Raw genomic sequence first — 15,392 nt, forward strand, 5'->3', positions numbered from 1 at the left:
TTACGTCTGATTCGCTGACTATAACGCGAATGATTGGGCGCCAGTTAGATCGTGCGCCCGTTTGGGGAGGGATTCACTTGTCCTACGTGATGGCGGTTCCCGAGATCATCGAGGCCGCGGCCACGGACCTGGCCGCGCTGCGCTCAACGCTCAGCGCGGCCAGCTCGGCCGCGGCCTCTCAAACCACGCAGATCGTGGCGGCAGCCGAGGACGAGGTGTCCGCGGCTATCGCGACCGTGCTCTCCAGCCACGGCCAGGGCTATCAGGTGCTCAGCGCGCGGGCTCTGGAATTCCATACCCGGTTGGCCCAAGCGCTGTCCGCAGGCGCGGGCGCCCATTCCGGAGCGGAGGCCAGCAGCGCCGGATTGCTCGCCGCGGTGAACGAGCCCATTGCGGCGTTGACCGGCCGTCCCTTGATCGGCAACGGCGCCAATGGGACCCCTGGCCTGGGTACCGATGGGGCGCCTGGCGGCTGGCTGATCGGTAACGGCGGGGCCGGCGGCAGCTCAACGGGTGGCGCCGGCGGATGGCTATTCGGCCCGGGCGGGGTCGGTGGGGCCGGCGGAAGCTCCAGCAGCGCCGGCGGCGCCGGAGGTGTTGGCGGGGCCGGCGGGCTCTTCGGCGGCGGCGGGCTCGGCGGGGCCGGCGGCGCCGGTGTCAGTGCGAGCGGTGGGGCCGGTGGCGCCGGCGGGGCGTTGGCCGGATTTCTCGGCGCCGGCGGCGGCGACGGTGGTGCCGGCGGGACCGGCGTCAATCACGAGGGCGGCGCCGGCGGCGCTGGCGGGGCGGGCGGACTGATCGCCGGTACTGGCGGCAACGGTGGGGCCGGCGGCAGCTCCAGCAGCGCCGGCGGCGCCGGAGGTGTTGGCGGGGCCGGCGGACTCTTCGGCGGCGGCGGGCTCGGCGGGGCCGGCGGCGCCGGTGTCAGTGCGAGCGGTGGGGCCGGTGGCGCCGGCGGGGCGTTGGCCGGGTTTCTCGGCGCCGGCGGCGGCGACGGTGGTGCCGGCGGGACCGGCGTCAATCACGAGGGCGGCGCCGGCGGCGCTGGCGGGGCGGGCGGACTGATCGCCGGTACTGGCGGCAACGGTGGGGCCGGCGGCACCGACGCATACAGCCGAGGCGGGGCCGGCGGGGCCGGCGGGACCGGTGGAACAGGCGGCACCGACATGTCTGACAGTGGGGGCACCGGCGGGGCCGGCGGCAATGCCGGGCTGCTGTTCGGCAGCGGCGGGGCCGGCGGGGCGGGCGGCGCGGCCGTCGCCCTCAACGACGTCGGAGGTGCCGGAGGAGCCGGCGGCAACGCCGGGCTGTTCGGCAGCGGTGGGGTCGGCGGAGTCGGTGGCGTCGGCGCCGGCGACGGCGGGGCCGGGGGCCGGGCCGGCCTGGTGATCGGCAACGGCGGCGCCGGTGGCGCCGGTGGCGAGAGCTTCGGTTTCGGTGCGGGCGTCGGTGGAGCCGGCGGCAACGGCGGCAACGGCGTGCTGATCGGCAACGGCGGCAACGCCGGCACCGGCGGCACCGGCCTGAGTACCGGCAGCACGGGCGCCGGCGGGATCAGCGGCCTGCTGCTGGGACTGGACGGCTTCAACGCACCGGCAAGCACTTCGGCACTACACAACCTGCAGCAACAAGCCCTCGGCGTGATCAACGAGCCCACCCAGGCGCTCACCGGGCGCCCACTGATCGGCAACGGCACCCCGGGTGCGGCCGGAAGCGGGACCGACGGCACACCCGGCGGCTGGCTACTCGGCGACGGCGGAGGCGGCGGAGGCGGCGGAAGCGGCGGAGGCGGCGGCGCTTCGGGAGGTACCGGCGGAACCGGTGGGGCCGGCGGACTATTGAGCGCCGGCGGCGCCGGTGGGGTCGGTGGGGCCGGGTTCAACGACGGGGGCGACGGCGGAGCCGGAGGAAGCGGCGGGCTGGTCGGTGCCGGCGGTGGCGCCGGCGGCAACGGCGGGGCCGGCTTTGGCGGCACCCCCGGTAACGGTGGGGCCGGCGGCGATGCCGGCCTGCTCGGCGGACCGGGCGGGACCGGTGGGGCGGGCGGCTACAACACCAGCGGACCCGGGGGCAACGGTGGGTCCGGCGGCAACGCCGGGACGTTGTTCGGCAGCGGCGGCGGCGGCGGGAACGGCGGATCCGGCTACAGCGGAATCGGCGGGGCCGGCGGGACCGGCGGCAGTGCCGGGCTGGTGTTCTCCGACGCCGGCGCCGGCGGGTTCGGCGGATTCGGGTCCACGGCCGGCGGGACCGGCGGGACCGGGGGCAAGCCGTGTTGCTGGGCGGCGGCGGAGCCGGCGGTGCCGGCGGAATCAGCTTTACCGGTGCCGGAGGCCAAGGCGGGGCGGGCGGCACCGGTGGGCAGTTGTCAGGCAACGGCGGCAGCGGAGGCACCGGTGGCGAGGGCGACTACGTCGGCGGCGCCGACAGCGGCGGGGCCGGTGGGGCCGGCGGCAACGCCGGATTGACCGGTGACGGTGGCAACGGCGGCAGCGGCGGCACCCCGGGCAGTCCCGGCGGCGGCGGCACCGGCGGAGCGCTGATTGGCCAAGACGGGCTCGACGGCTCGCCGTAACCGGCCGCTAGGACACGTCGACCCAGTCCAAGGTCCGCTGCACGGCCTTGCGCCAACCGGCATATCCGGCGGCGCGCTGGTCATCGGTCCACTGCGGCGTCCAGCGCTTGTCCTCTTGCCAGTTGGCCCGCAGGTCCGACGGATCGGCCCAGAAACCGACGGCCAGCCCCGCCGCATAGGCGGCGCCCAGCGCGGTGGTCTCGGCGACCACCGGCCGCACCACGTCCACCCCGAGCACGTCGGCCTGGATCTGCATGCACAAGTCATTGCTGGTGATGCCGCCGTCGACCTTGAGCACCTCGAGTCGCACGCCCGAGTCGGCTTCCATGGCGTCCACCACATCGCGGCTCTGGTAGCAGATCGCTTCCAGCGTCGCGCGAGCCAAGTGGGCGTTGTTGTTGAACCGCGACAGCCCCACGATCGCCCCGCGCGCATCGGAGCGCCAATACGGTGCGAACAGGCCCGAGAATGCCGGCACGAAGTACACCCCGCCGTTGTCGGAGACCTGCCGGGCCAGCGCCTCGCTCTGCGAGGCGCCACTGATGATGCCCAACTGATCGCGTAGCCACTGCACCGCGGAGCCGGTTACGGCTATCGACCCTTCCAGCGCGTACACGGGTTTGGCATCGCCGAATTGGTAGCACAGGGTGGTCAGCAGGCCGTTGCTGGATCGCACGATGGTCTCGCCGGTGTTCAGCAGGAGAAAGTTGCCGGTGCCGTAGGTGTTTTTCGCCTCGCCCGCGTCCAGACACACCTGGCCGACCATGGCCGCGTGCTGGTCGCCGAGCATGCCGGTGATGGGTACCTCACCGCCGACCGGACCGGTGTCCTGGGTGATGTCGTAGGGCTGCAGCGGCGACGACGGCTCGATCGCGGGCAGCATCGCGCGGGGGATGGAAAAGAATGACAGCAGCTCGTCGTCCCAGTCCAGGGTTTCCAGGTTCATCAGCATGGTCCGGCTGGCGTTGGTCACATCGGTGACGTGCACGCCGCCGCGCGGGCCGCCGGTCAAGTTCCACAGCACCCAGGTGTCCGGGGTACCGAAGAGGGCATCACCGCGTTCGGCGGCGGCGCGCACCCCGTCGACGTTCTCCAGAATCCACTGCAGCTTGCCGCCCGAGAAATAGGTCGCCGGGGGCAATCCCGCTTTGCGGCGGATCACGTCACCGCGACCGTCACGGTCTAGCGCTGAGGCGATGCGATAGGTGCGGGTGTCCTGCCAGACGATCGCGTTGTAGTAGGGCCTGCCGGTTCGCTTGTTCCACACCAGCGTGGTTTCACGTTGATTCGTGATTCCCAGTGCGGCAATATTTTTCGGCGACAAATCGGTGGCGTTGAGCACCGACATCAGCACCGAGGCGGTGCGTTCCCAGATTTCCACCGGGTTGTGTTCCACCCAGCCGGCGCGGGGCAGGATCTGCTCGTGCTCGAGTTGGTGACGGGCGATCTCGGCGCCTTGGTGGTCGAAGATCATGCAGCGAGTGCTGGTGGTGCCCTGGTCGATGGCTGCTACAAAGTCGGGGGAATCGGCCACTGCTCTCCTCGGGTGACATCGAACACTGGATGTAATCGTCCATGATGGTCTATCGGGGCCTCGGCCCGGCCGAAGACCGGTGGTAAACGGGCTGACACTTGCGCTGCAGACGCTAAACCGGTTGCATCGGCCTAGTGGGCGAAGAGGTCAAGCGCACCACGTATGACCGCGTACACCGGCGGGAATACCGGCGCAAACTGCAACTATGTGTCGACGTCGTCGAGACGATGCTGGCACAGAGCGGCTTCGATGACGACGAAGCGCTCACCGGCATGGAGATCGAGTGCAACCTGGTCGACGGCGACTATCAGCCCGCCATGTCGAATCGGTATGTGCTGGACGCGATCGCCGACCCGGCCTATCAATCCGAATTGGGCGCGTTCAATATCGAGTTCAATGTGCCGCCCCGGCCGCTTCCCGGCGATACCGGCCTGCAGCTGGAAAAGGAGGTAAGGGCCAGCCTCAACGCTGCCGAGCAGAAGGCGAACTCCGGCGGCGCCCACATCGTGATGATCGGCATTCTGCCCACGCTGATGCCCCGGCACTTCGCGCAAGACTGGATGAGCGAATCGACCCGCTACAGCGCACTCAACGACTCCATCTTCGATGCCCGCGGCGAGGACATCCCGATCAATATCTCGGGCCCGGAGCCATTGAGCTGGCGGGCGGCATCCATTGCCCCCGAATCCGCTTGCACCAGTATGCAATTGCATCTGCAGGTGTCGCCCGACGATTTCGCGCCCAACTGGAATGCGGCCCAGATGCTGGCCGGGCCGCAGCTGGCGCTGGGCGCCAACTCACCCTATTTTTTCGGCCACCAGCTGTGGGCGGAGACGCGGATCGAGGTTTTTACCCAATCCACCGACACCCGGCCGGAGGAGCTCAAGACGCAGGGGGTGCGCCCCCGGGTGTGGTTCGGGGAACAGTGGATCACCTCGATCCTTGACTTGTTCAAGGAGAACGCCCGCTACTTTCCGTCGCTGCTGCCCGAGGTGTCCGACGAGGATCCGGTCGCCGAGCTTGCGGCCGGCCGGGCCCCGCAACTGGCCGAATTGCGCCTGCACAACGGCACGGTCTACCGCTGGAATCGGCCGGTGTATGACGTCGCCGACGGGCGGCCACATCTGCGGTTGGAGAACCGCGTGTTGCCCGCCGGACCGACCGTCATCGACATGCTGGCCAATTCGGCGTTCTACTACGGTGCGCTGCGCACCTTGGCCGAGGCCGACCCCCAACCGTGGACCAAGATGAGTTTTGCTACCGCACAAGACAGTTTCTTGACCGCGGCCCGCTATGGGATCGACGCCCGGCTGCACTGGCCGGGATTGGGTGAGGTGACGACACAGCAACTGGTGTTGGGCACGTTGCTGCCGATGGCACATGAAGGACTGCAGCGATCCGGTGTCGCCGACGAGGTGCGGGAGCGGTTCTTGGGCGTCATCGAAGCCCGCGCCGAGAGCCGCCGCAACGGAGCGAGCTGGCAGGTGGCCACCGTGGCCGCGCTGCAGGACCGGGGGATGAACCGCGATGACGCGCTGGCCGAAATGCTGCGCCGCTATTGCGAACACATGCATGCCAACGAGCCGGTACATAGCTGGCCGATAGAGCGCGAGTGGGTTGGCAATCATGACTTCTCCGGTGATGGACTGGGACGACGCATACCAGCAGCAAGGGGCGTTCGAGGGTCCGCCGCCGTGGAATATCGGTGAACCACAGCCCGAACTGGCGGCGTTGATCGCGGCCGGAAAGATCCACAGCGACGTGCTCGATGCCGGCTGTGGGTACGCCGAGTTGTCGCTGGCACTGGCCGCCGAGGGGTACACGGTGGTGGGCATCGACATCACACCCACCGCCATCGCGGCGGCTACCAAAGCCGCGGCCGAACGCGGATTGGGCAACACCAGTTTCGTGCAGGCCGACATCACCGACTTCAACGCCTATCCGGCCGGCTCCGCCGGCCGATTCGCCACGGTGATCGACAGCACCCTGTTTCACTCGCTGCCGGTGTCGGGGCGCGACGATTACCTGAAATCGGTGCACCGCGCCGCGGCCCCCGGGGCCAGCTATTTCGTGCTGGTGTTCGCCAAGGGCGCCTTCCCGGCCGCGTTGGAGACCAAGCCCAATGAGGTCGACGAGGACGAGCTGCGGGCCGCGGTGGGCAACTATTGGGAGATCGACGAGATCCGGCCGGCATTCATCCACGCCAACGTGCCGGTCATCCCGCCGCTGCCAGCTGGATCGCCAATCGAGTTTCCGCCGCACCAACGAGACGAGAAGGGTCGGATGAAGTTTCCCGCCTACTTGCTCACCGCGCACAAGGCGTGAGCAAGCCCCGCAACGTCAGGTAGCGGTGGTCGCCGCGGTCGCCTCGATCAGCGCTTCAGCGAAGTTTTCCAGATCCTCGGCCGTGGTATCGACGTGTGGCGCGACGCGTAGCACCGGGGCCGTCAGCTCTTGGGGCGCCCGCGCAATTCCGGCGTAGGTGGTCAAGATCCGGCGCTGCTCGAGTAGCCACTCCCGCACCGCCGCCGGGTCGGCGCCGTCGATTGGCGCCAAAGTGGTAATCGCACTGGGCTCGTCGACCTCTTCGACCACCAGCCAGCCGTCCACGTCCGCCAGCACCCGACGGGCCGCGGCGCCCAGCTCGGCCAGGCGCGCCCGGATCAACGCCGGCCCATATTCCAGATGCTCCCCCACCGCTAGTGAAAAACCAACTCGCGCCGCGATATCGGCTTCGCCGAACTCCAGGATCTGGGCGACCGACGTGGACGGTGAATCCGGGGACCAATCCGGGGGCGCCAGGCGCGGCGTCAACCGATCCAGCACCTCCGGGCGCATGGCCAGCACTCCGACACCGCGCGGCCCGGCAAGCCACTTGCGCGACGACGAATACGTGACATCGGCGCCCACGGCGCAATCTATCTGGCCCATCCCCTGAGCGGCGTCGACGACCAGGGGCAGCCCCAGCTCGCGGCAGAGCTCGGCCATCATGGCCAGCGGCTGCACGGTGCCCCGGTGGCTGGCCACCGGCGTCAGGTGCACCAGCTCCGGTGGGTCTTCCTCGAGTTCGTAGGCCGCATCGTCAAGGGCGAGCCGGCCGTCGTCCAGCGTCGGCAGCAGGCGAACCTCGAATCCGTGCGCGGCCATGACCGCCAGGTTGGGACCGTACTCGCCGGGCAGGCAGGCCAGCGTCCGGCTCTCCCGCGGCCAGCTGCCCAACAGCAGATCCAGTGCGTGCAGCGAGCCGGTGGTGAACACCACCCGCGCGTCAGGCACGCCACACAAGGTCGCAACCGCGGCGCGCCCCGCATCAAGCACGGGTGCGGCAGCCTCGGCGGCCACGTATCCACCGACCTCCGCCTCGTGTAGACCATGGGCGGCGACGGCCCGCAGCACCTCGAGACTTTGCCGCGAGCAGGCGGCACTGTCCAAGTGCAGTCCCGCCGCCGGAGGACGTGCCGCCCGCCACCGGTCGGCCAGGGTGTCGGTCACTTGGTGGCCAGGGACAGTCCGAAGTCGCCGGCCTCGTCGGTCCACCACTGGATGCGACGCAGGCCAGCCGCGTCCAGCTCGGCACTGACACCTTCCGGCCGGAACTTGCAGGAAACCTCGGTGAGCATCTCCTCACCGGCAGCAAAATCGACGGTCAATCCCAACGCACGCACCCGCACCCGCTGCCGGCCCTCGGCCCGCAGCCACATCTCGATGCGCTCCTCCACGCTGTTCCAGCGGGCGATGTGCTGGTAGGCGTCCACGTTGAAATCCGCATCGAGTTCTCGGTTGACCACGGCGAGCACGTTGCGGTTGAACCGCGCCGTCACTCCCGCGGCATCGTCATACGCGCGGATCAGCCGGTCGGTGTCCTTGACCAGGTCGGTGCCCAGCAACAGACTGTCTCCGGGCCGCATCACCGCGGCCAGGCCGGCCAGGAACTCCGCTCGGGGCCCGGGCGTGAGGTTGCCGATCGTCGAGCCCAAGAAGACGAACAGCCGACGCCCGCCGGTCGGGATCTCGGCCAGGTGTTCCTCGAAATCACCGCAGAAGGCATTGATTTCGATGCCGGCATATTCGCTTTGAATCGCGCTTGCGGCCGCCGACAACACACTTTCGTCGACATCGAAGGGAACGAATCTTTGCAGCAGGCCGCGGTCTCGTAGCGCATTCAACAACAGCCGCGTCTTTTCCGAAGTACCGCTGCCGAGCTCGACCAGGGTGTCGGCCGAGCTGGCTGCCGCGATGTCGGCCGACCGGGCACGCAGAATCTGCGCCTCGGCGCGGGTCGGATAGTACTCCGGCAATCGGGTGATCCGATCGAACAGCTCACTGCCGACGGCATCATAGAACCATTTGGGCGGCAGCGACTTTGGGCTCTTCTGCAGCCCGTCGAACACGTCGCGACGCAACGCGAGATAGACCGAGTCCTCGGCCAGGTGGTTGGATAGCGACAGCGTCATCGCGTTCCTTTCGTGGGCTCCAATGCGGTCAAGGTAACCCCTTCCGCGGTGACCTCGACCAGGTGCCGGTCCGGCACATCTTCCCAGTCGGTGTCGTTGTCATAGGGCTCACTGGCCACCACCACCCCATCGGGGCGACGCAGGATGGAAAGGGTTTCGTTCCAGGTAGTGGCAAGCAAGCGAGACCCGTTCGCGGCCAGCACATTAAGCCGGGCACCTGGATCGGCGGCCCCGATCTCGCGGATCGTGTCGCCCAGCGCATCCAGACCGCGCTCGAAGATGGCCGCCGCGAGCAATGCGCTGTCACATACCGATTCGGCTGAATCGCTGCGCGGCAACACGGCCCGGTCGACGATACCGTTGTGCGACAACAGCCAGCGGCCGTCGGTGAATGGGGCGGTCGCGCTGATGTCGATTGGCATTCCGACGGTTGCGGAACGCACCGCGGCCACCACGCACGAGCTGCGCAATGCCGGCGCCACCGAATCAAAGGACGCATCACCCCACAGCGGAGCCGGGCTACGCCAGCGCCTGGGTGCGGGGTCGTCGTAACGGCTGTCGAAGAAGCCGGCACCCCAGCCGTCGGCGTTCATCAGGCAGTGTTTCTGGCGGCGCGGCGCATACGACTGCACCCGCAGACCGTAAGGCGGATCCAGGATCAGCGAGGAAAGCGTGACCTCGCTGCCGAGCCAACCGAGATGACGACACATCAGGCGGCATCCTCAATGGACCACGCCAACCGAACGCCCGCGAAGATCTGGCGTCGATACGGATGGTCCCAGTTCCGGAAGCTGGGCCGCAGGATGGCCGGCTCGACCGCCCAAGATCCACCGCGCAGCACCCGATAGTCGCCGTCGAAGAACGGCTGCGAGTAGCGCTGGTAGATCATCGGGGCGAAGCCCGGCCAGGGCCGCAGCGGCGACGCGGTCCATTCCCAGACATCACCGAGCATCTGCTCGGCTCCGTACGCCGAAGCGCCGGCCGGATACGCACCGACCGGTGCCGGACGCAACGCCGTGGCACCCAGGTTGGCGTGGGCGGCGAAGTTGCCGACCGGCCCCGCGGAGTCCCCCCACGGATAGCGGCGGCGCGAATTGGTCACCGGGTCCCACGCGCACGCCTTCTCCCACTCGATCTCGGTGGGTAGCCGGGCTCCGGCCCAGGCCGCGTAGGCCTCGGCCTCGAAGTAGGTGACATGCTGCACCGGCTCATCGGCCGGGATGTCTTCCTGGTAGCCGAATCGGGTGCGGGTTCGCCCATCGGCGTTCCAGAATTGCGGCGCGCTCAGGCCGGCGCTCTGGCGGTGCGCCCAGCCGCGCGGTGACCACCACCGCGACTGTTGGTAGCCGCCGTCGTCGATGAAGTGCTGCCATTCGGCATTGGTGACCGGCACCCGGCCGATCCGGAACGCCGCAACGTCGACCGGGTGGGCGGGACGCTCATTGTCCAGTGAGTACGGCTCGGCGCTACCGTCCACACCCAGCACGAACGGCCCGGCGGGGACCTCTACCGACGTTCCGGCCAGGCCCGCCCGTCCGGGAGGCAAGGCGGGGGTCTGCCCCAGCAACGGCGGGCCGGATCGCAGATTCAGTGCCTGCAACATCGTCTCGTTGTGCTGGCTTTCGTGGCTGATCACCATGCCGAACGTGAAGTCATCGCCCTGTCCGTCCAGGGCGTCGAGAGCATCCAGGACGGCCCCGCGGACCGTCCGGCAATATGAGTGCGCCTGCGCCGGGGACAGCAGCGGAAGCTCGACCCGACTGGCCCGGTTGTGCACGAAGGCGTCGTAGAGACCCTCGACCGCCCGCGGCAGCATCCCCGGCCGATCCGGGTCGCCCTCACGTAGCAGCCACAGCTCCTCCTGCTGACCGATATGGGCCAGGTCCCACACCAGCGGGCTCATCAGGGGGTCGTACTGGCGACGAAGTTCGGCGTCGTCGAAATCGACCAGCCGCAACGTTTGGGTCCGGACCCGATCCAGGTCCTCGGCAAGTCGTTCTCGTGAGGTCACTGTTCCCCTCGGGCCAGCCGCGCGATCGCCGGCGCGACGCCATGCTCGGTCACCTGATCGCCAAAGTCGTCACCGGGGCAGCGGCCCCGCTGCACGTAGGCCAGCAGCGACTGCAGGGCGTCGGCAAGCTCGGCCGGCGCCCGTTCGGCCGCGATGGCCACACACCGGCTGGCCGCCGCATGCAGCCGCGGATCCCCCAGGCCCGCGCGCGCCGCCGTGTCCCACTCGGTGGCGACCGGCTGGACGGCCTCGAAGGCCAGCTCTGCGGCGCCGGGATCATCCAGCAGCGTCACCAGGGTGAACACCACGGCGGGCCAGAACACGTTGGAAAGACTGTCCAGATAGCGGATCTCCAGCCACTGGCGTGGCCGCACCGGCGGGAACAGCGTGGTCAGGTGGTAGTCGAGATCGGCGTAGGTCGGCCGCCGATCGCCCAGCAAGACCCGACCGTCCACCCAGTCGGCGAAGGGCACATGGTGGGTCACCGCCACGGCATCCGGATTGTGCACCAGCATCACCGGGGCCTTGAGCGCGTAGTGCGCCCAGTCGGTGGCGGGATCATCCGCGCTGGCCCCGAGGATCGGCCCGCATCGGCCGTCGTCCATCTGCCCCCACACCCGCTGCCGCGTTGATCTCCAGCCGGAGAACTCGCCGCCCAGCATCGGCGAGTTCGCGGCGATCGCGATCATCGTGGGCCCCAGGGCGTGCGCCAACCGCACCCGAGACGCCCATCCCGACTGCGGTCCGGCGTCCAGGTTGACCTGGATCGAGGCGGTCGACGTCATCATTGCGGCGCCGGCCATCCCGGATTGGCTGGCGGTGAAGAACTGCTCCATGGCCTGGTAGCGCGCACCCGGATTGATCCGCATGGTCGGACGGATCGGGTCGGCGCCCAGACAGACCAGGCCCAACCCGGCGTCGGCAAAGGCCGACCGCAGCACGGCTTGGTCCCGGTGCATCGCGTCGATGGCGGCCAGGATGCCGTCGCCCGGTGGACCCGATAATTCCACGGCCCCGCCGGGTTCGACGGTGACCGCACTCCCGCCCGGCGGCTTTCCCAGCCCCTCGAGAACGTCGCCGATCTCCTCCCAGCTCGGGCGGCGATGCGGATCGGCTGGGTCGTAGCAGTGCGCTTCGATCTCCAGACCGACTCGCCCAATGGGGCCGTCGACCAGGCACCCATTGGCGATGTACTGCGCCGCGACCGCCGAACCGGCGATGTCGGCGTCGGCCGCACGGGAGCTGTCCAGCTGCGACGTCGCCGCAGGACTGGGGGCGAACGTCATATCACGATCCCTCCGGGCCGGATGCTGCGCGGCTATCGGCAACGATAACCGCCACATGCCATCTTCCAGACCGTCCCGACATATTCCCGCACGTTTTGGTTGCACGGGTCAGACGGGTACCCACATTCGTGGGGATTACTGGCCCAGGGTGTTCTGCATTGCCCCAGCCAGCACGTTGACCGCGGGACCGCCGTTGCTAGAATGGCAGACTTTGGCCTGCAACAACACATTTTCACGCAGCCGGGTTTGATTGAAGCAGCGCCGGTCGGTGTCGGCTTCCTGCTTGGTCCACGCCGCGTCGGTAGCCGTGGGCGCGGGACCGTCGAACGACCAAACCTGGGTGGTGCCGTTGTCCAGATGCATGGCTGTGGTCTGCCCCGAACAACCCACGGTTCGGTCGACGACGCGATGGAACGCCCGGCTCGCGGCATCGGTGGTGGCGAATACACCGACCGCCTGCTTGACGTAGTGAGTCTGGTCAGTGGCAGAGGTCTGCGTGGTAGCCCCGTTGAACGAGGCGAGGTCGGGATCGTTGAATACCTCGGGTAGCCCGATGTCAGCCCAGTTATTGCACACCGGTAGGTCAACCGAGTACGCCTGGAACGGCTCGGTGAACACCGACTCCCACCCCATCGGCGCGCCGACGATATTGCCCACCGACCCCTTGCCGAGGACCGCGTAGGACACCACGCCCGGATCCGACGGGTTGGCCAACGCGGGCGAAGCCACCAACGAGGCAGTCACTCCCAGCCCGAGCAGCGCTGCCGCCAGTGCGGGGCGCATGAGGGTCGGACTGGTCATGAGGCCGATCATGCCAGGCGAGGCCGCGCTCAACTGGAATTGGCCCGCACCCCTTCCTCAACCGCCTTGCCCAGATCGGGATCGACATTGCGCCAATACTCGAAGACGCGCGAGAGCACCGGCTCCTTCACACCTTTGCAAACATGCCCAATGATGTTGCTGGCCAACCGATCCCGTGCTGAATCGTCGAGAACTTCGCGGACCATGGTGCCGGCCTGGCCCCAGTCGTCGTCTTCGGGGTGCGGCGTGTACGCGGCGCGCATCATCTGCCCATCGGCGTGCCAGCGCACCTCCGCGGCGCGGGCCGGATCGGCCTGGGGGCCAACATAGGAGTTGGGCGCGTATACCGGATCCGACGCGTTGCGCACCCGCATCGCGCCATCCTTAGAGTAGCTATTGACCTGCACTATCGGCGAATTCACCGGGATCTGGCGGTAATTGGTGCCCAACCGAGCCCGGTGCGCGTCGGAGTAGGAGAACCCTCGGGCCAAGAGCATCTTGTCCAGGCTCAGCCCGGTACCGGGCACGATGTTGTTGGGCTCGAACGCCGCTTGCTCGATCTCGGTGTGGTAGTCGGTGACGTTGCGGTCCAAGGTCAACTTGCCGACATCGATCAACGGATAGTCGCTGTGTGGCCAGACCTTGGTCAGATCGAAGGGATTGAACCGATAGCTCTTGGCCTCTTCGAACCCCATGATCTGCATTTTGAGTGTCCAACTGGGAAAGTCACCGCGCTCGATCGCTTCGTAGAGGTCGCGCTGGTGGTAGTCGCCGTCCGTACCGGCCAACCGGTCGGCGTCCTCTTGGGTGAGGAAGTCGATGCCCTGATCGGTGATGAAGTGGTACTTCACCCAGAAGATCTCGTCGGCGGCATTGATCCAGCTGTAGGTGTGGCTGCTGTAGCCGTTCATCTGGCGCCAGCTCTTGGGAATCCCCCGATCACCCATCAGCCAGGTCACCTGGTGCGCGGACTCCGGCGACAGGCTCCAGAAGTCCCATTGCATGTTGTGGTCACGCAGATTCGTTGCCTGCATGCGCTTCTGGGACCGGATGAAGTGCTGGAATTTCAACGGGTCGCGCATGAAGAAGACCGGCGTGTTGTTGCCGACCATGTCGAAGTTTCCCTCTGAGGTATAGAACTTCAACGCGAAACCACGCGGGTCCCGCCAGGTGTCCGGGCTGCCGCGCTCGCCGGCAACGGTGGAGAAGCGGATCAGCGTGTCCGTCTTGGCACCTGGCGCGAACACCGCCGCCCGGGTGTACTTGCTGACGTCGTGGGTCACCTCGAAGTGGCCGTGCGCGCCGCCACCTTTGGCGTGTGGCTGGCGTTCCGGGATGCGTTCCCGGTTGAACATCGCCATCTGTTCGATCAGGTAGTGATCCTGCAGCAGGATCGGTCCGTCGGGGCCGATGGTCAGCGATTGGTCGTCACTGGGCGCGGGATTGCCGGCGTCGGTGGTGGTGTAGCGTTCCGCCATTTCGGCACCTCCTTGCGTGATTGGGCTGTTTGGGCTGGTCCGCGAAAAGCCATGGGACATCTGCCGATACCGCTGCCAGCTATCACCTGGCACCGCGCGCAGTACCGGCACCTAGTTACCCATACCCAATTTCTGGCGCCCGAATCACCGGGCGGCGCGGCGCTAGGGGCGAGCCGGTGGGGTGCTGGGAGCGGGTGCGCTCGGTGTTTGGACGGGGCCGGTGGCGCCCCCGTGCGGGCCGGGGCTCATCCCGGGCCCCATGCCCGGACCCATGCCCGGCCCCATCCCCGGAGGAGGCGGACCGGGCAGAAAGAACATCCCGCCGGGGCCGCCGGGACCGCCCGGACCACCGCTACCGCCGGGCTTGAACATGCCGTGATGGTGGTGGCGATGATGATGGCAGGCGCCGTGCCCGAAGACCAGGGCGCCGGCGAAGAACAGGGTCGAGGCGATGAAGGTGATTCCCGCGACGATGACGACCCACGCCGCGACCCGATAGAGAGCGGGCACCTTTTCCACCGGCGGCGGTGGGGGTGGCGCAGCGGTAGCGACCGCAGGCGGCGGAGTTGCGGGTTCGGATGTTTCACTCATCCTTCGAATATTGCTCAACCTGCAGGAACCGTAAAGAGTCTGAGCCGCAAAGTTGCCATGAATTGATGTAGCCCGGAGCTCGGGGGCCGAGCTCCGGGCTACCGGGTCAAGGTGTCGTCTAGCGCCCTGGTGTGGTGGAAGGCGCAACCGAGGTCGGGACCTCGCCGGGCCCACCCGGGCCGGAGCCGGGGCTGACCGCCGGGGCTCCACCGTGGTGCATTCCCGGGCGCAGCATCATCGCGGGGTGGTGCTTGTGGTGGTGGCGGCGGTGAAAACCACCGTGACCGCTGTGCATACCGAGTCGGAATCCGGTGAAGAAGATCACCGAGACGATGAACACGATCCCGGCAACGATGGCCACCCACGCCGCGGCCTTGAAGACCTTGGGAGTCTGGTGCTGCGGTGGTGGCGGCGGCGCGACCACGGTCGAAGTTGGTGCGGCAGAAGTTTCGGACGTTTCACTCATGACACGAATGATGCCTAAGGAAACAATAGTGGCGGCTATGGACTACTTATGTAGCAGCTATGAGCCGTGCCCCGACCGTTGATCCGCGGCGCCCAGGATTGGGCCTAAAGACCCTACTAACGCCCCGTGACCTCGGCGAACCATATGCGGTTAAGCGATTTACGCAGACGTAAGCGATTCGCACAGACGCTCCAGG

Annotated in this window: 11 protein-coding genes and 2 pseudogenes; 3 read left to right on the forward strand and 10 right to left on the reverse strand. The window is 68.1% G+C overall.

Features of this window, described 5'->3' with window-relative positions; translation table 11 throughout:
* Nucleotides 1-77: 77 nt before the first annotated feature.
* Nucleotides 78-2,353, forward strand: a pseudogene (locus CKW46_RS00980) (PE family protein); the annotation flags it as partial.
* Nucleotides 2,354-2,582: 229 nt separating this feature from the next.
* On the opposite strand, the gene glpK reads toward CKW46_RS00980, so the two are convergent.
* Nucleotides 2,583-4,049, reverse strand: coding sequence for a glycerol kinase GlpK (glpK, locus tag CKW46_RS00985; protein WP_499019356.1), 1,467 nt, complete (start codon nt 4,047-4,049; stop codon nt 2,583-2,585).
* A 194-nt stretch (nt 4,050-4,243) separates the two neighbouring features.
* On the opposite strand from glpK, the pseudogene CKW46_RS00990 reads away from it, so the two are divergent.
* Nucleotides 4,244-5,707: pseudogene (locus tag CKW46_RS00990) on the forward strand (glutamate-cysteine ligase family protein); the annotation flags it as partial.
* A gap of 28 nt (nt 5,708-5,735) precedes the next feature.
* A complete protein-coding gene (locus tag CKW46_RS00995; protein WP_482052675.1) occupies nt 5,736-6,434 on the forward strand; it encodes a class I SAM-dependent methyltransferase in 699 nt (232 codons plus the stop codon).
* Nucleotides 6,435-6,449: 15 nt separating this feature from the next.
* On the opposite strand, the gene egtE is transcribed toward CKW46_RS00995, so the two are convergent.
* From egtE to CKW46_RS01040, 9 genes are all read right to left on the reverse strand, one after another.
* The gene (gene egtE, locus CKW46_RS01000) at nt 6,450-7,601 is read right to left on the reverse strand and encodes an ergothioneine biosynthesis PLP-dependent enzyme EgtE (protein ID WP_482052676.1); all 1,152 of its coding nucleotides are present in this window, start codon (nt 7,599-7,601) and stop codon (nt 6,450-6,452) included.
* Entirely contained in the window at nt 7,598-8,563 is a 966-nt protein-coding gene (egtD, locus tag CKW46_RS01005) for an L-histidine N(alpha)-methyltransferase (protein ID WP_015357532.1), read from the reverse strand. Before egtD ends, egtE begins: the two co-directional genes overlap by 4 nt.
* A complete protein-coding gene (egtC, locus tag CKW46_RS01010) occupies nt 8,560-9,273 on the reverse strand; it encodes an ergothioneine biosynthesis protein EgtC (RefSeq protein ID WP_015357533.1) in 714 nt (237 codons plus the stop codon). The genes egtD and egtC overlap by 4 nt, the downstream gene beginning before the upstream one ends.
* Complete coding sequence (egtB, locus tag CKW46_RS01015) at nt 9,273-10,574, reverse strand: ergothioneine biosynthesis protein EgtB (protein ID WP_012396726.1); 1,302 nt, start codon at nt 10,572-10,574, stop codon at nt 9,273-9,275. The genes egtC and egtB overlap by 1 nt, the downstream gene beginning before the upstream one ends.
* Complete coding sequence (gene egtA, locus CKW46_RS01020) at nt 10,571-11,860, reverse strand: ergothioneine biosynthesis glutamate--cysteine ligase EgtA (protein ID WP_015357534.1); 1,290 nt, start codon at nt 11,858-11,860, stop codon at nt 10,571-10,573. Before egtA ends, egtB begins: the two co-directional genes overlap by 4 nt.
* A gap of 135 nt (nt 11,861-11,995) precedes the next feature.
* Nucleotides 11,996-12,643 (reverse strand): sensor domain-containing protein, encoded by a 648-nt coding sequence (locus CKW46_RS01025; protein ID WP_482053496.1) that lies wholly within the window; start codon nt 12,641-12,643, stop codon nt 11,996-11,998.
* Nucleotides 12,644-12,690: 47 nt separating this feature from the next.
* On the reverse strand, nt 12,691-14,139 hold the full coding sequence (locus tag CKW46_RS01030) for a catalase (protein ID WP_117438212.1): 1,449 nt from the start codon (nt 14,137-14,139) through the stop codon (nt 12,691-12,693).
* Between the two features lie 162 nt (nt 14,140-14,301).
* Nucleotides 14,302-14,730 carry a hypothetical protein gene (locus CKW46_RS01035; RefSeq protein WP_020785275.1) on the reverse strand — a complete coding sequence of 143 codons (429 nt, stop codon included), beginning with the start codon at nt 14,728-14,730 and terminating at the stop codon, nt 14,302-14,304.
* Between the two features lie 118 nt (nt 14,731-14,848).
* The gene (locus CKW46_RS01040; RefSeq protein ID WP_408582291.1) at nt 14,849-15,205 is read right to left on the reverse strand and encodes a hypothetical protein; all 357 of its coding nucleotides are present in this window, start codon (nt 15,203-15,205) and stop codon (nt 14,849-14,851) included.
* Nucleotides 15,206-15,392 lie beyond the last annotated feature (187 nt).

It is taken from the genome of Mycobacterium liflandii (assembly GCF_022354805.1).
GTDB classification, from domain to species: domain Bacteria; phylum Actinomycetota; class Actinomycetes; order Mycobacteriales; family Mycobacteriaceae; genus Mycobacterium; species Mycobacterium marinum.